The organism is Paenibacillus uliginis N3/975 (genome assembly GCF_900177425.1).
Lineage (GTDB): Bacteria > Bacillota > Bacilli > Paenibacillales > Paenibacillaceae > Paenibacillus_AQ > Paenibacillus_AQ uliginis.
The window spans coordinates 2460688-2487671 of the sequence record NZ_LT840184.1; the positions used below are offsets into that span (position 1 = coordinate 2460688).

At 46.4% G+C, this 26984-nt stretch carries 26 protein-coding genes, 1 pseudogene and 3 riboswitches; of the genes and pseudogenes, 19 read left to right on the forward strand and 8 right to left on the reverse strand.

Features of this window, described 5'->3' with window-relative positions; translation table 11 throughout:
• Genes cyoD through B9N86_RS11725 form a run of 4 tightly spaced genes read left to right on the forward strand, consistent with a single transcriptional unit; the run spans position 1 to position 2177 of the window.
• Positions 1–327 (forward strand): cytochrome o ubiquinol oxidase subunit IV, encoded by a 327-nt coding sequence (gene cyoD / locus B9N86_RS11710; RefSeq protein ID WP_208919377.1) that lies wholly within the window; start codon positions 1–3, stop codon positions 325–327.
• 11 nt (positions 328–338) lie between these two features.
• Positions 339–1202 (forward strand): heme o synthase, encoded by an 864-nt coding sequence (gene cyoE, locus B9N86_RS11715; RefSeq protein ID WP_208920253.1) that lies wholly within the window; start codon positions 339–341, stop codon positions 1200–1202.
• A gap of 47 nt (positions 1203–1249) precedes the next feature.
• Positions 1250–1588, forward strand: a complete 339-nt coding sequence (locus B9N86_RS11720; protein ID WP_208919378.1) for a c-type cytochrome — start codon at positions 1250–1252, stop codon at positions 1586–1588.
• 13 nt (positions 1589–1601) lie between these two features.
• Positions 1602–2177: an SCO family protein gene (locus B9N86_RS11725; protein ID WP_208919379.1), complete on the forward strand. Its 576-nt coding sequence runs from the start codon at positions 1602–1604 to the stop codon at positions 2175–2177.
• Between the two features lie 77 nt (positions 2178–2254).
• Here B9N86_RS11725 and pdxR read toward each other — a convergent pair whose 3' ends face one another.
• Positions 2255–3700: a MocR-like pyridoxine biosynthesis transcription factor PdxR gene (gene pdxR / locus B9N86_RS11730; protein ID WP_208919380.1), complete on the reverse strand. Its 1446-nt coding sequence runs from the start codon at positions 3698–3700 to the stop codon at positions 2255–2257.
• Between the two features lie 247 nt (positions 3701–3947).
• Here pdxR and B9N86_RS11735 point away from each other — a divergent pair, with 247 nt between their 5' ends.
• The 5 genes from B9N86_RS11735 (at position 3948) to B9N86_RS11755 (ending at position 7896) form a co-directional block, all read left to right on the forward strand.
• Positions 3948–4895, forward strand: a complete 948-nt coding sequence (locus B9N86_RS11735) for a carbon-nitrogen hydrolase family protein (RefSeq protein ID WP_208919381.1) — start codon at positions 3948–3950, stop codon at positions 4893–4895.
• 95 nt (positions 4896–4990) lie between these two features.
• Positions 4991–5446 (forward strand): RrF2 family transcriptional regulator, encoded by a 456-nt coding sequence (locus B9N86_RS11740; RefSeq protein ID WP_244563041.1) that lies wholly within the window; start codon positions 4991–4993, stop codon positions 5444–5446.
• 124 nt (positions 5447–5570) lie between these two features.
• A complete protein-coding gene (locus B9N86_RS11745; protein WP_208919382.1) occupies positions 5571–6209 on the forward strand; it encodes a nitroreductase family protein in 639 nt (212 codons plus the stop codon).
• A 119-nt stretch (positions 6210–6328) separates the two neighbouring features.
• Positions 6329–7021, forward strand: a complete 693-nt coding sequence (locus B9N86_RS11750) for a helix-turn-helix domain-containing protein (protein ID WP_208919383.1) — start codon at positions 6329–6331, stop codon at positions 7019–7021.
• Positions 7022–7035: 14 nt separating this feature from the next.
• A complete protein-coding gene (locus B9N86_RS11755; protein WP_210190665.1) occupies positions 7036–7896 on the forward strand; it encodes an IS3 family transposase in 861 nt (286 codons plus the stop codon).
• 664 nt (positions 7897–8560) lie between these two features.
• Here B9N86_RS11755 and gcvPB read toward each other — a convergent pair.
• The 3 genes from gcvPB to gcvT are packed head-to-tail and all read right to left on the reverse strand — an operon-like array spanning position 8561 to position 12470.
• Positions 8561–10018, reverse strand: a complete 1458-nt coding sequence (gene gcvPB, locus B9N86_RS11760) for an aminomethyl-transferring glycine dehydrogenase subunit GcvPB (protein WP_208919385.1) — start codon at positions 10016–10018, stop codon at positions 8561–8563.
• On the reverse strand, positions 10015–11364 hold the full coding sequence (gcvPA, locus tag B9N86_RS11765) for an aminomethyl-transferring glycine dehydrogenase subunit GcvPA (RefSeq protein ID WP_208920257.1): 1350 nt from the start codon (positions 11362–11364) through the stop codon (positions 10015–10017). The genes gcvPB and gcvPA overlap by 4 nt, the downstream gene beginning before the upstream one ends.
• Positions 11364–12470 (reverse strand): glycine cleavage system aminomethyltransferase GcvT, encoded by a 1107-nt coding sequence (gcvT, locus tag B9N86_RS11770; protein WP_208919386.1) that lies wholly within the window; start codon positions 12468–12470, stop codon positions 11364–11366. The genes gcvPA and gcvT overlap by 1 nt, the downstream gene beginning before the upstream one ends.
• Before the next feature lie 102 nt (positions 12471–12572).
• Positions 12573–12684: riboswitch (glycine riboswitch) on the reverse strand.
• A gap of 3 nt (positions 12685–12687) precedes the next feature.
• Positions 12688–12785, reverse strand: a riboswitch (glycine riboswitch).
• 171 nt (positions 12786–12956) lie between these two features.
• Positions 12957–13072: riboswitch (glycine riboswitch) on the forward strand.
• 167 nt (positions 13073–13239) lie between these two features.
• Here gcvT and gcvH point away from each other — a divergent pair.
• Positions 13240–13629, forward strand: a complete 390-nt coding sequence (gene gcvH, locus B9N86_RS11775) for a glycine cleavage system protein GcvH (protein WP_208919387.1) — start codon at positions 13240–13242, stop codon at positions 13627–13629.
• Positions 13630–14254: 625 nt separating this feature from the next.
• On the opposite strand, the gene B9N86_RS11780 is transcribed toward gcvH, so the two are convergent.
• Together B9N86_RS11780 and B9N86_RS11785 are read right to left on the reverse strand one after the other, a co-directional pair.
• Positions 14255–15769: a response regulator gene (locus B9N86_RS11780; RefSeq protein WP_208919388.1), complete on the reverse strand. Its 1515-nt coding sequence runs from the start codon at positions 15767–15769 to the stop codon at positions 14255–14257.
• Positions 15766–17502, reverse strand: a complete 1737-nt coding sequence (locus B9N86_RS11785) for a cache domain-containing sensor histidine kinase (protein WP_208919389.1) — start codon at positions 17500–17502, stop codon at positions 15766–15768. The genes B9N86_RS11780 and B9N86_RS11785 overlap by 4 nt, the downstream gene beginning before the upstream one ends.
• Before the next feature lie 190 nt (positions 17503–17692).
• Here B9N86_RS11785 and B9N86_RS11790 point away from each other — a divergent pair, with 190 nt between their 5' ends.
• The 4 genes from B9N86_RS11790 (at position 17693) to B9N86_RS11805 (ending at position 24874) form a co-directional block, all read left to right on the forward strand.
• Positions 17693–19012, forward strand: a complete 1320-nt coding sequence (locus B9N86_RS11790; RefSeq protein WP_244563042.1) for an ABC transporter substrate-binding protein — start codon at positions 17693–17695, stop codon at positions 19010–19012.
• A gap of 179 nt (positions 19013–19191) precedes the next feature.
• The gene (locus tag B9N86_RS11795; RefSeq protein ID WP_244563135.1) at positions 19192–20031 is read left to right on the forward strand and encodes a carbohydrate ABC transporter permease; all 840 of its coding nucleotides are present in this window, start codon (positions 19192–19194) and stop codon (positions 20029–20031) included.
• Positions 20028–20834: a carbohydrate ABC transporter permease gene (locus tag B9N86_RS11800; RefSeq protein ID WP_208919391.1), complete on the forward strand. Its 807-nt coding sequence runs from the start codon at positions 20028–20030 to the stop codon at positions 20832–20834. Before B9N86_RS11795 ends, B9N86_RS11800 begins: the two co-directional genes overlap by 4 nt.
• A 38-nt stretch (positions 20835–20872) precedes the next feature.
• On the forward strand, positions 20873–24874 hold the full coding sequence (locus B9N86_RS11805) for an Ig-like domain-containing protein (RefSeq protein WP_208919392.1): 4002 nt from the start codon (positions 20873–20875) through the stop codon (positions 24872–24874).
• A gap of 125 nt (positions 24875–24999) precedes the next feature.
• On the opposite strand, the gene B9N86_RS30760 is transcribed toward B9N86_RS11805, so the two are convergent.
• Positions 25000–25194 carry a hypothetical protein gene (locus B9N86_RS30760; RefSeq protein WP_342193817.1) on the reverse strand — a complete coding sequence of 65 codons (195 nt, stop codon included), beginning with the start codon at positions 25192–25194 and terminating at the stop codon, positions 25000–25002.
• Here B9N86_RS30760 and B9N86_RS30955 point away from each other — a divergent pair.
• Positions 25126–25428 (forward strand): glycosyl hydrolase family 95 catalytic domain-containing protein, encoded by a 303-nt coding sequence (locus B9N86_RS30955; RefSeq protein ID WP_425298609.1) that lies wholly within the window; start codon positions 25126–25128, stop codon positions 25426–25428. The genes B9N86_RS30760 and B9N86_RS30955 overlap by 69 nt on opposite strands.
• On the forward strand, positions 25341–25619 hold the full coding sequence (locus tag B9N86_RS30765) for a glycosyl hydrolase family 95 catalytic domain-containing protein (RefSeq protein ID WP_425298584.1): 279 nt from the start codon (positions 25341–25343) through the stop codon (positions 25617–25619). The genes B9N86_RS30955 and B9N86_RS30765 overlap by 88 nt, the downstream gene beginning before the upstream one ends.
• Here the strand turns inward: B9N86_RS30765 and B9N86_RS11815 are convergent.
• Positions 25560–25841 (reverse strand): annotated as a pseudogene (locus B9N86_RS11815) (ABC transporter permease subunit); the annotation flags it as partial. The gene B9N86_RS30765 and the pseudogene B9N86_RS11815 overlap by 60 nt on opposite strands.
• Between B9N86_RS11815 and B9N86_RS30240 the strand changes: the two are divergent.
• From B9N86_RS30240 to B9N86_RS11825, 3 genes are all read left to right on the forward strand, one after another.
• Positions 25783–26013: a hypothetical protein gene (locus tag B9N86_RS30240; RefSeq protein ID WP_244563043.1), complete on the forward strand. Its 231-nt coding sequence runs from the start codon at positions 25783–25785 to the stop codon at positions 26011–26013. The pseudogene B9N86_RS11815 and the gene B9N86_RS30240 overlap by 59 nt on opposite strands.
• Positions 26014–26061: 48 nt before the next feature.
• The gene (locus B9N86_RS30245) at positions 26062–26262 is read left to right on the forward strand and encodes an AraC family transcriptional regulator (RefSeq protein ID WP_244563044.1); all 201 of its coding nucleotides are present in this window, start codon (positions 26062–26064) and stop codon (positions 26260–26262) included.
• A gap of 78 nt (positions 26263–26340) precedes the next feature.
• Entirely contained in the window at positions 26341–26973 is a 633-nt protein-coding gene (locus tag B9N86_RS11825; RefSeq protein WP_208919393.1) for an FMN-dependent NADH-azoreductase, read from the forward strand.
• Positions 26974–26984: the final 11 nt, after the last annotated feature.

Genomic DNA, 26984 nt, shown 5'->3' on the forward strand with positions numbered 1-26984 from the left:
ATGACGGATTCGAACTCGGCTCATGTACAGGAAGAGCATCATGGTTCCTTTAAATCGTATACGATCGGATTTATTTGCTCCATTATTTTAACGGTGATTCCGATTGCAGTGGTCTTGAATGAATGGCTTCAAGGAACAGGGTTAGCACTCGTGCTGATGATAGCCGCCGTATTGCAGCTGTTTGTTCAACTATTATTCTTCATGCATTTACGTGAGGAAAAGAACCCTCGCTATAATTTGATCTCCTTGATCCTCGGTCTGGTGATTCTGGTCGTTATTGTCGCAGGATCGATATGGATCATGCTTAACAACATGGTGGCATTATGAAAAAAAAGAGTATGCTGGCGGACTGGCTGCACTTAACCAAGCCACGCATACTTCAGCTTAATCTCATTGCTACATTCGGAGGCTTCTGGCTGGCCTCTGAATGGGTAATAAATGAAAGCTTGTTGCTGTGGACACTGCTCGGTACGGTCCTCACCATGGCATCCGCCTGCGTCGTTAACAATGTGTGGGACTATAAGCTGGATCGCAAGATGAATCGAACGAAAGATAGGCCGCTGGCAGAAGGGCGATTAAAGCTGGCATATGTAGTCTTGTACGCCTTTGTGCTCGGTATTGCCGGAGAAACGATTTTGTTTTGGAAGGTTAATACGCTTTGTGGCTGGCTCGGGTTGCTCGGCATGTTCGTCTATATTGTTATTTATACGATGTGGCTGAAAAGAACATCGACCTGGAGCACGGCAGTTGGCGGTGTTTCGGGGGCGATGCCGCCCGTTATTGGATACTGTGCGATTACGAATCAACTGGATGCAGGGGCTTTTCTTTTATTCTTATTGTTGTTTTTATGGCAGCCTGCCCATTTCTGGTCACTTGCCATACGCCGTGTTGAAGAGTATAAAGCGGCTGGATATCCACTTTTGCCTGTGAAAAAAGGGATAAGACGCACGAATTTGCAGATGATTCCGTATGTCGTGCTTCTGGTTCCTACCGTTATTCTGATGTATGTATTACAATACTCAGGCGTCATTTTCCTTATCGTATCCTTGATTGGAAGTGTGCTGTGGTTGTGGCATACCGTACGCGGTATAACGAAATCTCAAAATGACCGATGGGCTAAAACGAATTTTTTCATTTCGGTCAATTATTTAATGATTGTGTTCGTCATCATGATCTTGGATACAGCAGGACGGTCATTTTGATACGCTAATGAAACTATTATGAACTTTACGGTTAGGGAGGGTAAGCAGTGACAAGAAAACGCGGCTTAATTATTGCCATATTAGCAGTACTTCTCCTAAGCGCCTGCAACCAGAAAGCGGTGGATGATTCAACACTACGGGCAACGATTATGTCTCCCGAGGATGAAGAAGCTGTCGCATTGTATAAAAATCAATGCATCTCCTGCCATGCAGTAGATTTAAGTGGCAAAGTGGGGCCGGCCTTGCAAAATATCGGCTCAACAATGACGGAGGAAAAAATCAACGAAATTATTCGGGATGGCTCAAAGGGCATGCCTTCTTTTAAAAAGCTGTTAGAGGATAACGAGATTGAGATTTTAGCTGGGTGGTTGGCTAATATGAAATAAGGGGGAGTATGTTTTGAAAAAGCTTGCTATAGTTACTTTACTCATCATGATCCTTGGAGTGGCAACGGCATGTGGAAATTCCAAGCCAAACCAGTTTAGCATCCCAGTTGAACCATTTGAATATATGAACCAAGATGAGGAGACCGTATCCTTATCGGATTTAAGTGGTAAAGTATGGGTTGCGGATTTTGTCTTTACACATTGTATTACGGTGTGTCCAACAATGACAGCCAATATGGCGGAACTTCAGAAACGATTAAAAAAAGAAGGGGTAGAGGCTGAACTGATTTCATTCTCTGTTGATCCGGAGCGTGATGACCCTGCGGCATTAAAAAGCTATCTAGAGAAGTTTGATGCTGATTTTACGAACTGGCATGCCTTAACTGGTTACGAATACGAAGACATCAAATCGTTTGTTCTGAAATCTTTCAAGACGCCCCTTATCATGGATACTGCTTCAGATCAAGTAATACACGGCACTTCTTTTTACTTGGTTGATCAATCTGGAACGGTCGTTGCAAAGTATGATGGAACTACGGATACTCCATACGACAAAATTATTAAAGATGTGAAAGCTTTACAGAAGTAAAGGACGAGAAGAAGATATACAAAAAGGTGCATGGTAGAGATTCTTTACGAACATTGAATCGTATCATGCACCTTTTTTTAATTTTCTATTTCTAATGTTGAGCGAAGCGCTTCCGCAAATCTGGATATGCCAGTATGAATATCTTCAGTTCTTGCACGGGCAAATGTAAGCCTAACGTAACTGGAATCCGATCCATATACACTTCCAGGTACGAAGATTACCCCTCTTTGAATAGCGGCATCCAGTAATTTGGTGTCATTCACCTCAGGTACAATTTTGCACCACAGATGCAGTCCTCCATCAGGAATATGATACTCAACAAGATCTGGCATCTCTTTTTGAATGACCTCAATGATTAAATCGCGCTTGTAAAGAAGAGTTGACCGCAACCGATCCATATGGGGATCAAAAAACGGTGATTCCAGGAATGTAGCGGCAACCTTTTGCGGTACAACACTAAGGCCAAAATCCATTTGCTGTCTGGCATCAGCCAGTCGTTCGACAACGGAATGAGGAGCTACCATCCATCCAACACGCAAGCCGGATGCGGCAATTTTGGAAAAAGACCCGATATAAAGCACAGACCCGATCGCATCAGACGATTTTAACGGTGAAGGGGGCGTACCTTTGTATGCCGTTAAGCTAAAAGGGTCATCCTCAACGATGGGTAGTCCGAGTTCGCTTGCAACATCAAGCAATTTTTTTCTTCTCTCTTCAGCAAGTAAAGTACCCGTTGGGTTCTGAAAGTTGGGATTAATAAACATCATTTTGATTTTATGTTTTTTGAATAGAGAACGAATATCTTCAGGCTGCACACCCCGCTCATCGACGGGAAGCCTGAACAATCGAAGACCAGCAGACTGGAACATGGGCAATGAATAACTGTACGATGGATCTTCAATGGCGACTGCGTCCCCTGGAGATAACAAACATTGGGTTATCAAGTATAAAGATTGCTGTGAACCGGATGTAATCAGTATTGACGATTCGGTCGTATGGATACCTCGATACTCTTTTAGAAACGATACCAGTGCCTGTCTCAAAGGCATATAGCCTTGGGGGTTGTCATAACCCCAATACGACGTATTTTGTTTTTCGTTCATTATTGCATTAATCTCGTCAATGGGTGCCAAGTCTCCGGCGAGTTCACCACTGGCAAAATCTATGATGGATGGATCCTGCTCCAGAGCGACACGAATACGGCGCAAAAAAGGCAAGTTAGGCAAGAAATTACCACCTTCCGCATAACGATGCCAATTCGGTGTATGTTTGGGTGTTGCTCCCCATTTTGTTCTGCTGACCCGGGTACCGCTTCCAGATCGGCTTTCTATGATTCCAAGCGACCGAAGCTCTGCATATGCAAGCACAACGGTGCTACGATTTACCCCCAGTTGGTCTGCTAATTTACGTTCGGAAGGAAGCAAACTTCCAGGTGGAAACTCCCCGTAGGATATTCTTTGTTCGAGATCATCTGCGATTTGTTGATAAAGAGGCTGATTGCTTTTGCGATCAGGTTTCCACACATTTTTCATCCTTTCTGTCTGTATGTAGAATGAACAAGCACTGTGATTTTTATCATATCACTATTCGTTTTTTAGAAAAGTCTGAATTTTCATCATATATATGACAAAACTCTATCAATCTGTTGAACATGGATGGGAATATTGTCGAATTAATTGGATGGTTAAATTCATTCATTAATGGACGGTTTGAAATGAGGGTTCGTCATATATCATATATCATAATATCGCTCGAGAAGGGAAGGATGACATGAACAGTCAACATATTCGTGTAGCCGTTGTACAGGACGCTCCTATTTTGTTTAACAAACAATCAGCTATGGACAAGATTGATGGTCATACGAGAGATGCTGCAGAGCAAGGAGCCGACCTGGTTGTGTTTCCCGAAGTTTTTTTAGGGGGGTATCCTAGAGGCTTGAGCTTTGGAACCCGTGTCGGAAGCAGAAATACTGATGGCAGAAAAGACTGGGAACGATATTGGGAAAGCGCGATCGATATTCCTGGAACGGAGACAGACACATTAGGGGAACTTGCTAAGGAAACGGGTGTTTATCTTGTCATCGGAGTAGTTGAAAGAGATCAGGAGTTCAGCAGAGGGACCTTATACAATTCTATGGTATACATCGGACCAGACGGGAAGGTTCTCGGTAAACACCGGAAGCTCGTACCTACGGGTTCGGAGCGCCTGTTGTGGGGACAAGGTGATGGAAGCACTCTTACGGTTATCGATACGCCGTTCGGAAGAATAGGCGGACTCATCTGTTGGGAAAATTATATGCCGCTTGCTCGGACGTCTATGTACGCACAAGGAATTGACATTTACATCGCTCCAACAGCAGATGCACGCGATACATGGCAGGCTGCACTGCGCCATATTGCCTGTGAAGGCCGCTGTTTCGTCATCTCTTGCAATCAGTATTCGACCAAAGACTCATATCCCGCTGATTTAGCTTGTTATGAAGATGTTGAACAAGATCCCGATATATTAAGCAGAGGGGGAAGTGCTATTGTAAGTCCTCTTGGAGAATATGTCGTTGAACCTTTGTATAATGAAAAAGGCATTCTGTTCGCAACGCTGGACCTTTCTCAAATCGTTCAAAGTCGTTATGATTTTGATGTGGTTGGTCACTATAGCCGTCCTGATGTATTTCAGTTAGTAGTTAACCGGAAAAAGCAGGATATTACACAATTCTTATAAATTGAGTATTCAAACCTTTTTGTTACCTTGCTGGAGTGTTAGGTTTTAAGTTACAATATTTTAATGAACTACGATAAAAGGGGAGGTGCATCAAAGTGGATAAAGTATCGTCTTCTAAGAAATCGGTCATGGCCTGCCCATCCACCCATAAAACTTTTAGCTTAGCACTCCAAGCACTTGTTGTTCTTGAGAAACACTCAGGCGGTAAATGTTCCAGCGGTGATATCGCAACTCATCTGCATATCGATGCGACGCTTATCAGAAGAATTTTAAAGGCGTTGGCCTTAGAACATATTATCGAATCCCGTGAAGGAAGAGACGGGGGATACCGATTAGTTAAGGGCGCAGATAACATATCGCTTGCTGATATTTATTCGGCGCTCCAGATTCACAATACCATCGCCGACAGCATGTTGGAGGCTGCAAGAGATAACTGCTTAGGTGGTCAGATGAAGAACGCTTTTTCTGATATTTTATCTGAGATTGAGGAAAGTACACTAAATGTACTGAAATCCTATACTATCGCTGACATCGTCGAAAGAATGATGTAACGATTGATGTTGTGTATTGACAAACGAAATATATTTGCATTATACTGTGCAATTATCGGCACAGTATAATCGTGATCTAAACTGTGCATTATTTTGCACAATAATTTTTAAGGAGTGTTCAACCATGTCAACTTTGACAAAAAAGGATTTTCTTAGTGTTGTAAGAGAGCGCCATTCTGTACGGCAGTATGATCCATCGGTAAAAATATCGCGGGAAGAGATGCAGGAAATGCTGACGGAGGCTACATCTGCACCATCCTCAAGCAATCTTCAGCCTTGGCGATTTCTCGTCATTGATGATCAGGCCTTGAAAGAAAAGCTGTATCCAATTGCCAATAACCAGGCACAAGTATTAGATGCATCCGCCGTCATCGCTGTATTAGGTGATATGGAGTGGTATGACAAAGCGGAAGATATTTATACACAATCGCAGGAAGCGGGATATATGCCAGAGGAAGTTAAACAGAAAATGATCGCAACTGCGAATCAAGTGTATCGCCATTTGGATGATTCCAAAAAGAGAAGCATTGTGGATATCGATTCAGGTTTAATTTCCATGCAGCTTATGTTAATCGCTCGCGAAAAAGGTTACGATACCGTACCTATGGGTGGATTTAACCATGAAAAATTCAAAGAGGCGTTTAACCTTCCAGCCAACTATGAGAGCATCATGCTGATTGCGATCGGTAAAGCGGCTCAACCGGCGCGCCAAACTGTAAGACTTCCTCTGAATCAGGTGGCTTTTTGGAATGAAATAAACTAAGGGGACAAATTGACCCTAAAACCAAACAGGTCACCCAGGGATTTATCCTTGATATGCTCCCATCATAGTAGACAGTAGAAAAAAACAAAATTCTACTCTACTAATGATGGGAGTTTTTTATGATGTCCAAAAGGAATTCAATTTCTTTTGATGTAAAGTTACGTATCGTGGAGCGATGCCTTCAGCATGAGACGACCCCCAGTTATGAAGCCAAGCAGTTGGGGGTAGATAAAAACACGGTTAAAGATTGGATAAGAAAATATAAAGTAGATGGTTATGAAGGATTAAAGAAATCCAGAGGACATAAAGCATACTCAAAGAAACTGAAGCTTGCTGCCATCAGGGATGTTTTATCCGGAAATCATTCTATACGAGAGGCGACAAAGAAGTATCATATTTCGAGTATAAGTGTTTTGATGGGATGGATTTCCAAGTATACTTGTAGGAAAGAAATAAAACCTACTCGTAAAGGAAAGGGACTATCTCGTATGAATAAAGGACGTAAAACCACTTTCGAAGAACGCATTGAAATCGCGCAGTATACGATCGCCAATGATTTGGATTATCAGAAATCCATAGAAAAATATAATGTTTCTTATACCCAGGTCTACTCATGGGTGCAAAAATATAAATCTGGCAGCGAGGAGTCCCTCAAGGACAATCGTGGTCGCAAAAAGCCTGTAGAAGAGCTAGATGACCATGAACGACTCAAGCTTCGGATCAAAGAACTGGAAGCACGGAACGAATATTTAGAAATGGAGAACGCCCTCGCAAAAAAGTTGGCAGAGATCAAGCGACGAAATTCACGCTAACGTTAGTCCGGCATGTGGACTTGTACCAAGCTATCCAAGAACTGCACGCTGAGAAAGGCTATGCCCTCACGAAGCTGTGTGAGATAGCCGGAATCGCTCGATCTGCCTATTATAAATGGTTAAAGTGGAAGCCATCCCACAAGGAACTTGAAATTCTTTCGCTGGCAAAGGAAGTAAAGCTTCGTTATGACAAGCGGAAGGGAGTGCTTGGCTATCGCCAAATTAGCATCCAATTGAACCGTAAACTTAAAAAAAATTACAACAAAAAGCGTTATTATCGAATTATGCGTGCTCTTGGATTGAAATCGGTGATTCGCAAGAAACGGCCGAACTACGTGAAGGTATCTGAAATACATGTGGCTGAAAATGTGATGAATCGTGAATTTTACGCGGATTCTCCAAATATGAAGTGGTGCACAGACGTAACAGAATTGAAGTACGGGAATGGCCGTAAAGCCTATTTGAGCGCTATCGTTGATGTATACGATAACTCCATTGTTTCATGGGTTCTAAGCCACTCCAACAATAATAAACTCGTTATGGATACGGTGAAGAAGGCTTACTGGAAAAACCCAGGTGTGACTCCACTTCTCCATAGCGACAGAGGCTTCCAATATACTTCATATGAATACAATCGACTTAAGGATAAATACGGTTTTACTAAAAGTATGTCTCGTGTAAGCCGATGTCTGGATAACCAACCCATTGAACGCTTTTGGGGGACATTTAAGGCAGAAAGCTTTTATCTGACGAAACACGACACCTATGAAGATGTCCTCAAAGACGTGAGAATTTATATCCGCTACTACAACAATTACCGCTATACAGAGCGATTAAATGGCTTGTCTCCCAACGAGTATCGACGAGCTGCTTAACGATGAGAAAAGAAAATAAACCCTCAGCTCTGTTAACTTGAACTGAGGGAAATAATCTAACCATTTTTTGTTTTTTACACTGTCTACTTGACAGGGGGCACTTCACCTTGGGTGACCTGTTTGGTTTTGGGAATTACCTGTTGTTATTGCGCCTCATCAGCAGAAACATGCACCGCGCTCTGGGAGTTGTTGCACACGGTGTGAATAATAATCGGTGCTTGGAGAGAGGCACAAGCCCCAAGGTACACGGCAGAAGCAAAGAAAATGCTCGCACAAACACTCACTGGCGGACAGAGAATCCGTTATTTGTGAAATTCAGCTGTTTTAGGAGTTACTCGCGGACTGAGGTTCCGTTATTTGCTTGTAAAGTCTCCAAATTCCTTGGTTTGACGGATAATAGCGGATCTCCTGTCCGCGTACACACCAAAACAGTCAAAAATGGAAAAATAGCGGAACGTCTGTCCTTAAGAATCTGCAAAAATAGTGTGTTTATGCGGCTGCAGGCCACCGACCGGAAACTGTTGCAACCTCACCATGGTATCGACGCCAGAAGAAGCACGCGGAGCAAAAATAAATTAGTATAGAGTAGAGTTTTTCGTACTATGCTCAAATCCAGCGTGCGGTACGGCATTGCATGACGTCGGTCGAATTACCTCTTATTCCACTAACCGCAAGTACAATTCAAGACCGGTTTGCGAGCAGCTGTTGTCTCGTCAAGACGCTTCACGACCGTTGTATACGGTGCATTGATGACTAGCTCCGGATTCGTTTCGGCTTCCTGTGCGATTTGAATCATTACATCAATAAAACCGTCTAGCGTTTCTTTACTTTCGGTTTCAGTTGGCTCGATCATGATACACTCCTCGACATTCAGCGGGAAGTAAATGGTTGGCGGATGATAGCCAAAATCGAGTAATCGTTTCGCAATGTCGAGGGTTCGTACGCCGTATTCCTTCAGCTTTTTGCCGGATAATACGAATTCGTGCTTGCATAGACCGGGATAAGCGACTTCGTAATAAGGCGCCAGCCTATGCATCATATAGTTGGCGTTCAAGACCGCAAGTTCCGAAACCCGGCGAAGACCGTCCGGCCCGTAACTACGGATGTACGTATAGGCACGTACCAGAATACCGAAGTTACCGTAAAAAGCTTTCACACGGCCAATCGACTGCGGACGATCGTAATCCCAGTAAAATGTTCCGTCCTGACGTTTGGAAACAATCGGTTTGGGAAGGAAGGGGATCAACTTATCTTTCACCCCGACGGGACCAGCTCCTGGACCACCGCCGCCATGCGGCGTGCTCATCGTCTTGTGCAGATTGAGGTGGACAACGTCAAAGCCCATGTCTCCCGGGCGTGTAATTCCCATGATCGCATTGGAATTCGCTCCGTCATAATAGAGAAGACCGCCTGCTTCATGTACGATCTCAGCAATTTCCACGATTTGTTCTTCAAACAGACCAAGAGTACTCGGGTTCGTCAGCATCAATGCTGCTGTGTCGCTTCCAACAACAGCTCTGAGAGCATCAAGATCGACCATACCGCGCTCATTGGATTGAATTGTAATCGTATCATATCCTGCCACTGTAGCACTGGCCGGGTTCGTTCCGTGTGAGGAGTCCGGCACGATCACTTTGGTCCGCTGCTCACCACGGCTCTCGTGATATGCACGAATCAGCATCAGTCCAGTCCATTCACCGTGAGCGCCAGCCGCTGGCTGCAATGTCACTTGATCCATCCCGGTCAAAGCGGCGAGATCGTCTTGAAGCGTATAGAGCATTTCCAGAGCTCCCTGAATGCTTTCCTCGGGTTGATAAGGATGAATCTTGGCAAAACCCGGAAAACGGGCCACATCCTCGTTGATTTTTGGGTTGTATTTCATCGTGCAGGAACCAAGGGGATAGAAGCCGTTATCAATGCCGAAGTTACGACGTGACAACTCCGTGTAATGGCGAATGACATCCACTTCGTACACCTCTGGCAGTTCCGCCAGTTTGGAACGAAGCATGCTTTCTGGAATCCATTCTGATACATCCGTTTCCGGTACGTCACAATCAGGTAAGGAATAGGCCACTCGGCCCGGTTTACTTAGTTCGAAGATCAGCGCTTTTTCCGGTTTCATACGATTGCCTCCAATTCTCCGATGAATCGCTCAATTTCTTCTTTAGTTCGCCGTTCCGTAACGGCGATGAGCATGCGACCCTGCAGCTCCGGATAGGCTAGCCCAAGATCGTAGCCGCCGATGTAACCAGCCTTGAGGAGTTTAGCATTAACTTCTTTTAAATCAACCCCATCTGGCAATTTCACGACAAATTCATTAAAGAATGGCGAAGCGAATTCTATATCTAGGGAGCCTTTCGTGATGCATTCGGAGGCGTAATGCGATTTACGGACATTAAGCAATGCGACCTCCTGCATACCCATCTTTCCAAGGGTAGACATATACACAGAGGCGCAAAGTGCCAATAATGCCTGGTTGGAACAAATGTTCGATGTCGCTTTTTCGCGTCTGATATGCTGCTCACGGGCTTGCAGCGTAAGAACGAAGCCGCGCTTGCCGTCCCGATCGACGGTCTGGCCGACAATCCGGCCTGGAATACGGCGCATCAACGGCTCGGATACCGCGAAGAAACCGCAGGTCGGACCGCCAAGCGAAGCTGGTATACCTAGGGGCTGGGCATCGCCGACAACGATGTCAGCACCTAGTTCTCCAGGTGATTCAAGCAGGCCAAGGGAAAGCGGGTTCACACTAAGCACGAGCAGTGATTTTTGGGCATGAACTAGCGGCTCGATGGCTTTTACGTCCTCAATGCATCCGAAGAAGTTTGGAGATTGGATAAGGACTGCAGCCGTATCATCTGTAATAGCAGACGCCAAAGCATCGGTGTCGGTAACGCCGTTTTTGAAGCCTACCTCTACAACTTCAAGGCCAAGGCCGTGAGCAGAAGTAAGGACTATTTCCCGAGCTTCCGGATGAACGGTACGGGAAATGACAATCTTCTTGCGCTTCGTAGCGCCTGACGCAAGTGCCGCCGCTTCTGCAAGAGCAGTGGAGCCGTCATACATACTGGCATTGGCTACCTTCATCCCGGTCAGCTCACAGATATAAGATTGAAATTCAAAGATCGCTTGCAGCTCACCTTGACTGACCTCCGCCTGGTAAGGCGTATACGCTGTGTAAAATTCGGATCGTGAAATGACATGATTAAGTACAACAGGAATATGATGATCGTACAACCCTGCACCCAGAAAGCTGGTGTAACGTTCAAAATCAGCATTGCGAGCGGCAAGTCCGTTCATATACTTTAGAAGTTCAGGCTCACTTAGTTTTTCGGACATGGGCAGAACTCCGTCGTAACGCACCTCAGCAGGAATATCTGCAAATAGATCCTCAATGGATTCCGCGCCAACAGCGGCAAGCATTTCAGATTGATCCTGCTCAGTCATCGGTAAATAACGATGCTTCATCATAAGGTTTCTCCTTTTTTATAAAATGGTGTCTTTACTACGATCGCTTTAAGTCGCTTACCGCGAATTTCAATCGAAACCTCAGTCCCTACTGGAGCATATCTGCTGTCGATCAGTGCAAGGCCGAGATTTCGCTTCGACGTTGGTGACTGCGTACCGCTAGTGATTTCACCGATTAGAGAATCGTCCACATACACCAGGTAATGAGAGCGGGGGATCCCGCGATCAATTAGTTCAACACCAACAAGCTTACGGGATACACCTTCGTTCTTTTGCAGAGCTAATGCATCTCGTCCAATAAAGTTGCCTTTGTCCAGCTTTACGAAGTATCCAAGACCTGCTTCAAGCGGAGAAATGGTGTCTGACAGTTCTTGGCCGTACAGCGCGAGCTTAGCTTCGAATCGAAGAGTATCACGCGCACCAAGCCCTGCCGGAATCAGGCCGTTCGGCTCGCCGGCAGCGAGCAGCCCTGTCCATATGGCCGAAGCAGATTCAGCTGGGCAATATATTTCGAAGCCGTCCTCGCCGGTGTAACCGGTACGGGAGAGGAGAACGGAGGTACCGCATACATCCGCGTTTTGAATAAAATGAAAAGATGACAGTGTATGAACAGGTTCATCGCTCACCTTAGATAAAATAGCCGCGGCTTCAGGACCCTGCAGGGCAATGAGAGCGGTTTCTATCGAGATGTTTTGAAGGTCAACGCCATCGATGAGATGGTCCTTTAACCACTGTAAATCCTTGTCGATGTTAGATGCATTCACAACTAGCATAAATTGATTATCTGAGAGCTTGTAGACTAGCAGATCGTCCACGGTGCCGCCGTTATCATTGCACATAGGAGCATATTGGGCCTGACCGACAGACAACCGCGAAACATCATTAGTAACCATTTGCTGCAAAAAAACCTCGGCGTTTGGCCCGGTTACCAGAAATTCACCCATATGGGAAACGTCGAACAGACCGGCTTGTCGGCGTACAGCTTCGTGTTCTCGAACAATTCCGTGAAACTGTACAGGCAGCTCCCAGCCTCCAAAATCGATGCAGCGGACGGATGGGAAATCCGAGTAAAGCGGGTAAAGCGGCGTTCGTTGCAATGAACTCATTTTGAGCACCTCTTTAGCATGAAATTGGGACTACACAAAAAAAGACAGGCAAAAGGAATAACATACGCGCAAAGCAAGCTTTGCCGTATCATTGTCCTTCTGCTCTGTCCTTTGTACCTGAGAGTTACCTCTACACAAATTATGTAAGCAAGATATGAAGCGCGTGTGAGTTTCCCCTTTGGTGATCCTATATGTATCAGGATTCTCTCCAGAGGTGCGTCCAGTAAAAGTCCTTTTGCCTGAGAGATTCACCGTTGTTTCGGTTTACTCCTTCGGCGTTACCCGTTAGTCGGTAATCTCTCCCAATACCTTCATCCGCTTATTCAGCTCTATTATGCTTTTTGTTCTTCACATCATTATAACCGTCGGTCTCTGTAACGTGTCAACCTTTAGTTCGTCAAAAAATATTATTTTTGTCAGCTATATTGACATGATCTGCTAAGTGCTTTATCCTGTGGAAGAAATCAATCAAATTACATATTGTGGATGACGATGGACGGGAGAGACCGCAACGCCAATTAAGGTGGCGGCACCGAAGGAGCAATTCGTTACACCTGCCGGTTAACGAGTAATCTCTCAGGTAAAAGTACCGCTGTCTGACGCAACTCTGGAGAGAGCGAAAGCCGCCAAAGGGGAAACGAAGGGCCGTAAAAGAGACGGTCGTTCATAAACTCTCAGGTACCGAGGACAGAGAAGAGGCGCGAGTCTTTTCCTGTCCTTTTTTTATTTTGTTTGAATCCATTTCATATTAAGAAAAGAGGAAATTCAAATGAGTGAAATCAGAGAGCAATTGGTGTACAGTGAAGATCATGAATGGGCGTTGAAGGTGGAAGGCAACATCGTACGTATTGGAATTACCGATCACGCACAATGCCAACTGGGCGATATTGTTTTTGTGGAGCTGCCGGAGGTTGGATCAGACGTAGCTGCAGGGGATAGCATAGGATCAATTGAATCCGTAAAGACGGTATCGGAGCTTTATTGTCCGGTATCCGGTAAAATAACCAAGTTGAATGGAGATCTTGAGTCGCAGCCGGAGCTGGTGAACAGTGAACCGTACGAAGGCGGTTGGATTGTTGAGATCGAAGTTGAAGGCGATCTGGAGGAAGCACTTGCCAAGCTGCTTACTGCGGAAGCATATCGGGCTAAGGTGGATTAATTTAAATAAATTTAGATAAGAATGTTTGATGAAGAACGCTCTTAAATGAGTATTGTCCACGATTAGATCGTGGACTTTTTTATTTGCTGGATTGTCAAGGGGGCACAATAGTACAATTCAAGAGTTGGAATTATGTGGATTAGTCTAAAACATATCTCAATTTGACGGTGCCGCGAAATCAGTGGTTATAGATAAGGAACCAGTGATTTTGGTGTAATGGAAGAACGGATAGCTATACGAATCCTCCTTTCTGAACAACAAAAACAACGAAGGCAACAATAAGATTGCATGACAAATAATCCTTTTGTCTCATGAATCTTTAAAGTTGTCTTGTATCTGCGTAAGCTGGTTACTGATTGTTTCAAGGATTGCATCAAATCCAGACGGAAGCGTCATCCGTTTAAGCCCTCTACCGAAAGCCAAAAGATGTCGAGTGAAACACTGTTATCCCATATTCATTACCCCCGCTTTATTCCATATGTCTACATCAGGTTTTACTATGTTTGGGTACAAGTCGTTTTACGAATGATAAAAACACATAATTGTTACTTGATACTCACCAAGACTTCGGGTTTAGTATTTCTATACCGGAACATTGGAGAGAGCTTAATATCATGAACGGGTTCTACAAAAACGTGTGCACCTTATTCCTTTCACGGAACTCTGACGGATAGCATCCGGTATATTCTGTGAACAGCTTCGTGAAATGGCGCGGGCTGTAATAACCAACGGCTTCGGCAACCTCCTGCACTTTGAGATGGGGCTCCTTAAGCAGGAGCTCCTTCGCTTTCAGCATTCTCGTTTCGGTTACGTATTTTAGAAAGGTACTGCCGTGCTTTTTATGGAACAAAGAGCTTAAATAGTTAGGCGTCACATGGAACATATCCGCGATTTGCTTGATTCCGATGTCATGCATATACTGCTGCTCCACATAAGCGATCACTTGCTGCACGATATCTTTGGACGAATTGTCGTGTCGCGAAGCCTGGGATAACATGCGATCGCCATGATTTTTCAAAAGAGCAAACCAGCTTGCCTGATCCACGCACGTTCCCGGCTCTAACGTGATGCCGAGCGAACGTGAAATATATTCATGAATACGGCGCCATAGGTGTTGATCCGCAGAGAGTGCCCCGTTCCATTCTTTCTCCATGCAATCGACAGCTTTTAGGTATCCAAGATAGTCTTCCCGGCGGAATAATCGGCGTAGATTATCTACGTGAGTGCTTATAGGAAGACACTCGGCTCGTTCAATTATTGTGCTTAACTCACTTAGCGGATAGACTCCTCCAATCGGGAACAGCACGCGTAGGGAAGAGACTCGCTGCAGTTCTTCGATCTGCCCCACCATCGTTTGCAGATTCGAACACTCCTCTAATTGTATCGTCGTAATTGCACGGGAAGCGGCAAGCTGATCCTGAAGCAAATGCTTCACGGTTCTCTCCATCTTCTGCTGCAGCTCTAGCGCTTGATGATGGTGCAAAGCCGGCCATGCCCACAATATCGCGGGTTGGCCGCCCGGAAGCGACATTGCCAAGGAATAAAGACTGTTAGTAAGAGATTGATTATGGATCAGGCTGCGCAAGGTTTCGATGAATCGTTGTTGTCGTTCATGTTCTTCATGATCGCATAGGAAATCATCGAAATAGAACACACTTGCTTTGCAATGCAGCGTTTCAAGTAAATGATCGCCCTGGCTGACCCCACTTCTGCCCTGAATACTCGAAACAATCGCATGTTCGATCTGACGGCTACGTTCCATGATGTGCGCATCATGCAGCTCTTGTACGTGGGTCAAGCTGTCGTGGACTTCTTCCAGACTGATCGGCTTTAGCAAATAGTTGCACGCCCCAAGGCGTATCGCCTCTCGCGCATATTGGAACTCCGAATAGCCGCTTAAAATAATCCATTTGGTATGAGGGGACACTGTTTTGCCATGAGCGATTACTTCCAAGCCGTTCAGCTTCGGCATTCGAATATCAACGAATACAAGATCGGGCTGCCGCTCGGTTACGAAACGAATCGCTTCTTCACCGTTACGGGCTTCCCCGATGACGTGGACAGGCATGCCCAGTTCGTCCAGCATGCTTCTCAGGCTGGCTCTGATCAAGCTTTCATCGTCTGCAACTAAGATATTCATGATGCATTCTCCTCCTTAGGGATTTTGATTGCAATGCATGTGCCGATTCCGAGCTCGCTGTTCACGGTTAATGTTGCTTTCGGGAAGACTTGCTGCAATCTTGCCCTTACGTTGGCGAGGCCGACATGCGATTGAGAATGTGACGCGTTCGGATCGAAGCCGACGCCGTCGTCACGCACTTCGATGCATATTTGCGCGTTGCCGTCCTCGCTTGCTATCAATGCGGATATATAAATGGCATGCTCTTGATCATCGGGTTCAACTCCATGGATAATCGCGTTCTCCAATAGAGGTTGAATAAGCAATTTCGGAATACGGAACTGGGCAGTCTCCGTGTCATGATGAATCTGGATCGTCAGCCTATCCTGGAAGCGAAGCTGCTGCAGTAATGCATATTTTGTTAAAAAATTGAATTCCTGTTCGACCGTTGTCCATTGATTCTCCTCCAGGATGTAACGAAGCATGCCGCTCAGCGAAATAATGGCGCTCTCCAGCTTCTTTTTGTCTCCAATGCGGTTCAACCCGATAAAGCCGGACAGCACGTTGTATAGAAAATGGGGCTGAATTTGCGATTGCAAGGCTCGATATTCTGCATTTCGCTGTGCCAGCACCGCTTTATATTCCCGGTTGATTAATTCGTCCAGTTGCATGACCATCTTGTTTAATGACTGTCCGAGATAGGAAAGTTCGTCCGATCCCTCCCCTTCGTAGCGTGCTTGCATATTCCCATTGCGTACTTTGGTCATTACTGCCTTCATTTGAGCGATCGGCTTGACGATCCATTGCGAGGAGTAAAGAAAAATAAAGAAAGTGACGAAGAGTCCTCCAATCGATATCAAAACCGCCGTGATGTACATCCAGCGTACTTTCTGTTGTATCTCCTCATTGGATAAAAACACGGTAATTTCCCAATTTGCCGGTTTGATGGTTTGAGAAACGGTAACGTATCCGGTTTCTTGTGCGTTGGGGGTTCCTCTCGCTCGAAGCTGCTTGATCATTTCATCGGTCAGCGGCTTGCCCGCATAGATCACATTTTTTCTTTCATCTACGATCGCGACAACTGAACTGACGTTAAATTGAATATCCTTCGTTATTTTCTCGAGTACATTCGTATCCGCATCGGCCGATATGACGGCGAGCGGTTGTCCGGAATCCGGATTTTTGATTAAACGGGATACGGAAAACACTTGGATGTCTGAGGGGTTGGTCAAGTAAGTTTGCGGGTGGGAACTGATGAACGCGACTTTCCCGTTTTTTTCTATGGCTTGTTGATACCATGATTCGTCCTGGAATGGAAAGTTCGGTATGAGGTCGATGCTATTGTTTTTAGTCGTTAAATATGGCTTTCCGTTCATCGTAATCATGAGCGTACTGAGAATATCTTTGCGAGTGTTAATTAAATAGTTGGGCAGCGTTCCTTTTAAAGCACGATCCGTCTGCAGTTTCGTGTATGCGCTTGCAGAATCGTATACATTGTCGGCAATGATTTTAAGCGACTGAATGACATTATCGTTCAAATAGGGAGAGGCCGTCAACCGCTCCAAATCATCCAAATAGGTTTCAATATTGCCGGCTACGGCATGGAGTGTTCCTTCGGTTAGCTTCTCCGTATCTTTGGTGAGCACATATTGGGCGTAGAAGGGGAGTGCAAAAGCCAAGATGGAAAATGGAGTGACAATGGTCAGAGCATACACTAGCGTGAGCTTCGAGCGTAGAGACTTGAACGTGACCATAACGGATCAACCTCCTTCATTCTTGTATAAAGGATAGGTACACTCCGCAGGTAAGTCAATACGAAAATCGATAGTGTAGAAATGAGCGGTGCAATCGTAGGTTTGCAGCATATGAAAGCGCAATCATTAATGATATCGTTAGGACTGAAATGATGGAATAACATACAACTTTATAGCAAGGGGGATACGGATGAGACAGATGAATGGGTTCAAAATGCTTACGATTCTTGTTATCGCTGCATTTCTGCTCGCAGCTTGCGGTACATCGAGTACAGGGGGCGACGCGGCGGGAGGAAAGACATCCAATAGCGATTCGGGTCAAACAACGGGGAATGATGGAAATGCCAAGGTAAATCTAACCGTCATGACCAACGTTGTCGGTGAACCCGCGAAAGTGCTGCAGGATATTGCAAACAAATTCATGCAGGAGAATCCGGAAATTAAAGTGGATTTCAGCGCGCCGGGTGCCGAGTACGAGAACATTATGAGGATGAAGATGGCGTCCAACGAGCTGCCGGATGTGTTCGCTACGCACGGCTGGGCCAAGGTTCGCTACGGTGCGTATTTAGCCGATCTGAAAGACGAGGAATGGGCAGGCAAGTTGAGCGCCACAATCAAGCCGTCCGTGACCGACGAGCAGGGGAAAGTGTTTGTGCTGCCGATGGACGAGGACAAGGGGAGTCCCGTATACAATGCTGCAGTGCTTGAGAAGTATGGCATACAGGTTCCAATGACATGGGACGAGTTGATGAAGGCTGCTGAAGATATCAAAACGAAAAGTGGCGGAGAAGTGGTCCCTATTCATATTGGAGGAGCGGATTCATGGCCGATTGGGCAATTTTTCGATTTCTATGCGACATCGGTCTTTATAAGCCCGGAGAAGAATGATGCTGCGCAGCTGCTGGACGGCACATTCGATTGGAATCGCTTCGACGCCCTGCCGCAAATGTTCTTATCCTTGCAGGAGAAGGGGTACTTAAACAAGGATGTCCTGACAGCCAAATATAGCGATTCCGCGAAGGCTTTCGCCGAAGGAAAGGCGGCATTCGGCATCTATGGCCCGTTCCTTATTGAAGAAGCGAAGAAGTTCAACCCTGATTTGAAAGCAGGCTTGATGCCGATCCATTCAGTCGTGGCGGGCGATGCTCCAACCTTGGTTGGAGGGGAGAAGACGACATGGGGAGTATGGAAGGATTCCCCGCACAGTGAAGCGGCCCGGAAATTCGTCGCTTACTACGCCAAACCGGAGAACGTCGCTTTAGTTTCGGCCTCGAATGCGCTTCCTCCCGGAATTGACGGCGTATCGATCGCTGCAGGCGACTTAACGGCCGACTTTGAAAAGTATAAAGATTTGCGAGTGTTCCCGTACTTTGATCGAGTGTACTTGCCGAACGGGATGTGGGATGTCATGTGCAAAAATGGCCAGGATTTGTTGGCAGGAGGCATTACGCCTCGCGAATTTTCGGAAAACATGAAAAAGGAATACGAAAGATTGCGGGCTGCTCAATAAAGCAGAATGATAAGGAAATGGCCTGCGGGTTGCTTGCCTTCCTGCGGGCTAATTTAACACCTAGGAGGGAGCGTATGGCTAGAAGTCTGTCAGGGGTTGATTCCTCGCGAGGAGGAATTGCGCAATCGCAATCCAACTTTGTAGTCAGATGGATTTATTCTGCCGGAATACTCAATTTGATGTACGTCCCGGCATTACTGTTATTCGCCGTTTTCATCTTTTACCCGCTTATTCAAGGAATTAAAATTTCCTTCACCAACTGGGATGGCTACTCCCAGAGTTACGCTTGGGTAGGATTGGAAAAGTACCGGCTTATGTTTTCGGACCAAAAGATTCTGCAGACGATTCAGAACACGTTCATTTACGGATTCGGCAGCACTCTATTTCAAAATGTGATGGGCCTGGCTTACGCCTTGTTTCTGGATCAGAAAATAAGAGGGAAAGGCCTTGTCCGAATGATCGTGTATCTCCCCGTCATTATCAGCCCTTTAATTATGGGTTATATCAGCTACTTCTTCTTCCAATATGACGGCGGCGCATTGAATGATGCAATGGGTCTGTTCGGCGGGGAGGCCGTCGATTGGCTGGCGAACGGATCGCGTGCCGTATGGATGATCACCTTGGTCAACACCTATCAGTACATGGGAATCGCGATGATTATTTTTTTAGCAGGGCTGCAATCCATATCAAGGGAGTACTACGAAGCGGCCAATATCGATGGGGCTGGCTGGTGGAGCCGATTCAGGGGGATTACCCTTCCGCTGCTGATGCCGGCGATTACGATCAATATCGTGCTCAACCTCATCGGAGGCTTGAAACTATTCGATGTCATTGTGGCCATGACGAACGGTGGGCCGGGTTATGCGACGCAGTCTCTGTCCACGATGATGTACAATTTGTACTTCGCCCGTCAGGATGCAGGATATGCGGCAGCGCTTGGGAACTTCATGTTCGTCATTATCGCTGTCATCAGCATAACGGCTCTCGTGCTGCTGCGTCGAAAGGAAGTGGATGCATGAAGGCTATTAAATATATCGCTGCCTTGATCATCCTGATCATCCACAGCATCCCTTTTTACATTTTAGTCAATCTGTCCTTTAAGCCGATCGAGGATACGAGCAGTAAATGGATGCCTTCGTCGTCTCTTCATTTCGAGAATTTCATTCATGCATGGAAGGATGCCCAGCTGGGTCGAGCCGTATTGAACAATGGGATCGTTACGCTGCTTGCGGTCATTCTCGTGGTGCTTATCGGAGCGTGTGCTTCCTATCCGCTTGCCCGCCATGCAACGAGATGGAACCGGTTCGTTTATACGCTCTGTATCTCATGCTTGATCGTACCGGCGCTGACGATTCTCGTACCTTTGTACAAATTTATCGTAGACGTCGGCGGGATCAATACATACTGGGCAATCATACTGACGCAAGTTACGTTTTCGCTTCCGATGACGATTTTCTTGTTTACCGGCTTTGTGAGCACCGTTCCGAGGGAGCTGGATGAAGCAGGGCTGATCGATGGCTGCAGCCGGTACGGCATTTTTTTGAGGATTATATTTCCTTTGTTGAAGCCGATAACGGCTACTGTCGTCATTTTGATCGGGGTTCAGGTATGGAACGACTATCAGTTCTCCGTATTCTTCTTGCAGAAAAAAGAGATGATGACGATTCCGGTTGCTTTGTCGGGGTTCGTCTCGCAATTCCACAGCAATATTAGCTCAGTCGCCGCAGGATGCTTTATCGGGATGCTGCCGCTTACCGTCGTTTATCTGTTTCTGCAAAAGTATTTCGTGAAAGGAATGGTAGAGGGAGCAATTAAGGGGTAGAGGACAATATCAATCATGATCGAAAAAGGGGGCGTATTATGTTCAGAAATAAATCGGGTTCACTGTTCATATCATTATGTCTTGTTATTTCAATGATGCTAGGGGTGTTTGCAACTGGTGAGGCAGTTCAAGCGCAAGTTGCAAGCGGGAATGACAATCCGCTCGTGTCTATTCGGCTGACGGCTGCTGAAACGAATATGCCATTGGACGGCGTGACGCAATTACAGGTGATTGGTAAGTTGAAAGACGGCAGTGAGATTGATTTGAGCCATGATTCGAAGGCAACGATCGAATATAGTGCTCCTGCTGAAATGTTCACGATTGGGAAAGATGGCGAAGCAAGGGCGGGAACGCATGATGTAGGCGATGTCGAGATAGGGGTGAAGGTATCGAGAGAAGGCGGTATTTTTACGGATAAGCTGACGATGACCATCAAGCCTAAACCTGCACGGCCATTTTTGCGAGATTATGCAAGCACTCTAACGATGAAGCTCTACTTGGGGGACAACGGAAATATTGAACTAACATTGGATGAAGCACTTGATGCAATTAAGGAGATGGATCAATTGACGCGCGGCATGCCGAAGATTATTTATTTGGTTGGCTGGCAGCACGACGGTCATGATTCGAAATATCCGGATTGGAATGTCGTAAACCCCAAGTTAAAGCGAGCTGGGGATGAAACGGCGCTGGACAGCATGAAATGGTTTATGGATGAGGCTGAGAAGTATAATACGACCATCAGCTTCCACATTAATATGACGGATGCGTACATGGACAGTCCGCAGTGGAAGGAATTCGTCGACAAGGATTTGATCCGCAAAGAAGAGAACGGGGATTTAATAAAAGGCGGCCACTGGGTAAGCGGCCAAAGCTATCGTATTAATCTGACGCGCGCATGGGAGGCAGGCGTGTTTCAGCGCAACATTGATGATTTGCTTGCTGGAATTCCGCAGCTGCTGCGCGGAAGAACGATCCACATCGATGCATTCGTAACAAGCCCGACGGAGCTGCAGGTTCCGGATGGGTATGCGGACCCTTATCATAAGACTACGTATCGTCAGGAGACGGAGACACAGAAGGAGATTATGCGATACTGGCGCGAGAGTGGAATGGACGTTACGAGTGAATATTTCCATGCCTACCGCGTCGATCCGCTTTTTGGTCTGCAGCCGATGGCTTGGTGGGCGGATTGGCGGTCGATCGATAGCCAGTTGAAGCTGCCGGCCGCTTTAGCTGTAGGCGGTAAAGGAGGGGATGAACTGTTCGGCACGAGCATGCATGGCGAAGATATTGTGAGAAAAGACAAGGTGAAGCTGACGGGATTTTTGCGGGAATTCAGCAATACGACATTGATATGGCAATATCTTAATCAGTTTGATCGCCTCTCTTATGATAGCAGTACCAACACCGTGCATTTTTCAGATAATGTTACAAGCTCTAAGCAGGAAGGCAAACGGATCGTGAAACAAGGCGATGTCCTTATTGCAGACGGAACAAATATGTTCGTGCCTGCGTTATGGCGCAATGATAAACTGGAAATCATGGCATACAGTCAGGATGGATACACGGACAAAAGTTGGAAGCTACCGGCGGATTGGGCTGCCGTGCAAGCTGTCGATGTATATGAAATCGGGTTGGGACTGCCCAGATTAATGACAAGAGGTATGACTGTTGTCGACGGGACAGTTACATTATCCATGCCACCCGGTACGGGGGTATATATCGCACCAGCATCTACCGATCCTTTGGATCCAATACAGGATATCGCTGCGGGAATCAAGACGGTTCCGGCCCCTGCGAAGGATGCGATCCGCTTAACGCTCCCTACGGTTCCCGAAGGCTATGAAATTCAGCTACTCGAATCCAAACGCCCGAACATCATTGATCATACCGGAAAAATAACGCCGACGACGCAAGAGGAAGAAGTCCTCCTCGTATTCCAAGTGAAGCGTACGGCAGATGGCGTTTTTACTCATACGGCTGCAATACCGGTCATCGTGCCGCCGGGAAGCGCAACGAATATAAAATATGTATATGATCCGAAGGATGCTATTTTAACGGGGAATACGCTGCTGAGAAGCAATGACCGTTTTATGACGGGAAGTGTACTCGGATTTGTTGGCGGCGAAGCTGGAAATAACAATACCGCAGTGTTTCAAAATATAAAAGTGCCTGGCGATGGTGTCTATGATTTGCAGATCGAATATGCAACTGCGGAACCCCGTTCCGTGTTCGTCCGCGCGAATGAGGAAGAAGGCATTGAAGTGCCGCTGACGGGAACGAATTGGAATACAGCGTTGCATAAAACGATCCAGATTGAGCTTAAGAAAGGTCTGAACACGATTACCTTGTATAATCCTGCAAAATATGCACCAGATATGGGAGCCATTACGGTGATGTCCATCAGTCCGCATACGATTGCCGAAACGATCACTGCGATTCAACCTCCGGCGAAGAACGACAAGGTGTTAACACTCCCTGCTGTACCGCCTGGTTTCACCATCGCGATCAAGTCAACGGATAACGAAGCAATCATTAATTCAGATGGAACCATAGTATCTCCAGCCGCTGATGAGACGGTGCATCTCATTCTGGAAGTGACAAGGAGCTATGACGGCACGACAGCTGAGACTCCACCTATCCCCGTGCTCGTGCCAGGTAAGTCTCGCATTACAAGTCTAGCGTCGGTAAGTGTAAGCACGGTCGTCGGAATGCCACCGGTTATGCCTTCGGTCGTGACGGCCACGTATTCTGATCTAACAACAGCAGAAGTACCTGTTGTATGGGACGTGATTGATGCAGACCAGTATGCAAAGGCAGGGACATTTACGGTAAGCGGGGTGGTTGCAGACACCGATCTTCAAGCAGTGGCTACCGTTACTGTAACGAACGAACCGGTAGAGACGCCTTATATTACGAAGCTTGCGCCGGTATTTGTGAATACCGTCGTCGGTACGCCACCGGTCATGCCATCAGTCGTGACGGCCACGTATTCCGATTTGGCGACAGCAGAAGTGCCTGTCGTATGGGATTCGATTGATTCAAGTCAGTATAGCAAGGTTGGTGCCTTTAAAGTGAAGGGAACTGTGGGAGGTACAACCATACCTGGAGAAGCCCAAGTTACCGTCAAGGCCAAAGAAGAACCGGGAAGCGGGAATAACAATGGAGATCATGGCGGTAGCAATAACGGTTCAGGAAGCAGCAGTAATTCTGGCGCGAGTACCTCTATTCCTTCGACTATTAAGGAACCCGACAAACCTAAACCGGAAGGACAACACGGTTCTGAACCTAAAATCATGGAGCTACCGTATGAGCTGACTGCCGAACAACTCAATAATCCGGGCTTTGTATCCGTTATACGGGTGAATAAGGATGGCACTACAACACCAATCATATTCAGTTTCTATGACCCGGCTGCGAGGAAAGTGAAATTCATAGGTTCTCCCGAAGAAAAATATGAAGTTGTGCATACGGCGAAAAAGTTCACGGATTTGGCCAAGTATTCATGGGCAGAGGAAGCCATTGAAACGCTTGCCTCACGCGGTGTGCTGCATGGAGTGTCACTGAATCGATTTGCCCCGGAACTAGAACTAACGCGTGCCGAGCTGGTGGTCATGCTTGTGCGTATGTTCAACTTCGCTGTTGAAACAGACTCTAACTTCGATGATGTAAGCCGGTCGGCAACCTATTATAAAGAAATCGCGATAGCGAAGAAGTTGGGCCTTGTTAACGGAGTTACGGATACGGAGTTTCATCCCGAAGCGAAGGTAACCCGTGAGCAATTGATAACGATTGTTGAACGAATCTTGCGTCAAAAGAAGCTTATCGCCATAACGGAAAACGTAAATGAGTTGACTGGATTTGCAGACCGCGAGCAAATCGCGGATTTCGCGCAGCATAGTGCAGCAACGCTTGTGAAGCTGAAGTTGGTAGTAGGCGCTAACAAGCAATTGTTCCCGAAAAAGACGACGAGTCGCGCCGAGGCTGCAGTAGTGCTGTATCGTATCATCCCATTAGTCTTACAAGATAAAGAATAGAATACACGAAAACAGCCTTCTCCTCGTGATTGGGGGAAGGCTGTTTGTCATTCACGTGACTATTCTACGAGTATCTGAAAGTACGATTGTGTATATATGAGTTCTTTGCTTTTGTTTCTCCCGAATTAAGGCTTTATCAGAATGGCTTCATGCCAAGCGTATTGATTTTTTCCTCCCGTAATATCCACGCCCATTCTGCTCGTAATGTCACGATAATGGAGCACTATGCGTACAGTCGCGATGAGACTTTCTTGGCGGATGTCGCTTATCCGGTTATGAAGGAAGCGGCGGCCTTTTTCATGGATTACATGACCGTACATCCTAAGTATGGCTGGCTAGTTACAGGGCCGTCGAATTCGCCAGAGAACAGCTTCTATACCGATAACCGGGAGGAAGGGCACCAGCAATTGTCCATGGGACCGACCACATGCATAAGGTATTGGTCTGGGATCTGTTGGAGTTCTGCGTGCAGACGGCACAGACGCTCGACACGGATCACGAGCTGCAGCAGACATGGCAGTCGGCGCTGGATCAGCTGCCCCCGCTGCTGGTAGGCAAGAAAGGACAGCTGCAGGAATGGCTTGAGGACTACGAGGAGGCGCAGCCGGAGCACTGCCATCTGGCGCACATGTTTGCCCTATATCCAGGCAGCCAGATCACACCGCACCACACGCCGGAATTAAGCATCATTGCCAAGCAGGAAGTGCTGGTCAAAGCCGGCGTTCAGGATGCCGCCAAGCGCTAGAATCAGCAGAATGACAATCGTTGGTTTCAGGTGAGGCAGGGTGATGTACCGGATTTGCTTAAAGCGGTTCGCGCCATCCACCTTGGCTGCTTCATACAGCTCCGGATTGATCGACGAAATGGCCGCCAAGTACAGATGGAGCTGTACCCCCATATTCTTCCACGTGTTGCCCAGCGCGACGATCCACCAGAAATACTGTCCGTTCTGCAGTAATAAAACGCTTCAACTGGCATCGGAACAGGCCGCGCAGAAGTTGCGGGAGTATTTCAACCGTCTGGTCATGCTTCGGATTATGAAATCGGAGGTGTGCGATTGGGCGATCGGGGTGATTGAACGCCTGCTGGTGCAGACCCACGAACCGATCACGGAGAGCCATAAGCGGGCCGAGTTGTAACACTCCGTCTATCAGTGCCGGACCATCATTGAAATCGAAGGCATCATCATGGATATTGCAGAGCATGCGATCCATACGCTGGAACACCGGTTTATGGATAAGAACGCGAGATTGGTGCACCAGGTGTGGACGACCGTCGATCAGACCTATCACCAGGCCATCACGATCAACAGCTTGTCTGACCAAGTATACCTTTCACCCAATTATCTGCGTTCCATCTTCAAAGAGAAAACCGGGATAAGTGACTAAGTAAGATAAAGATGCTATACTATTGTCAGTGAGTGTTGAGAACTCATCTACTACAACATGATGGGAGAAAATGAACGAATGAATATTTTAGTAGTAAAAGCTAATAACCGCCCAGCTTCTGAAGCAGTATCTAGCAAAATGTATGAAACGTTTATGGAAGAAGTAAAAGATCTGAATGTTACGACTTACGACGTATTTGAAGAAGACATGCCATACTTCGGACAAGATTTATTTAACGCTTTTGGTAAAGTACAAGCTGGTGGAGAATTAACAGATGTGGAAGCGCGCATCCTTGCTGCCAAACAAAAAGCGATGGACGCTTTAACTGCTGCTGACGTGGTTGTGTTCGCATTCCCACTGTGGAACTTAACGATCCCAGCTAAATTGCAAACGTTCATTGACTATGTTTATCAAGCTGGCTTCACTTTTAAATTTAATGAACAAGGTCAAATGATGAGTTTAATGACTCACAAAAAAGCGATTTTTCTATCCGCACGCGGTGGAATATATTCAACTCCAGAAACAGCTCCTATGGAAATGGCCGCAACTTATATGCGTAATATCGTTGGCGGTGTTTTCGGTATGGAAATCATCAATGAAGTCGTTATTGAAGGCCATAACGCGTTTCCGGACCGTAAAGATGAAATCATCAACGAAGGTTTGGCTAAAGTAAAAGAAGCTGCATCACAGCTTACACACCAATTGGCATAATATTACAAGTA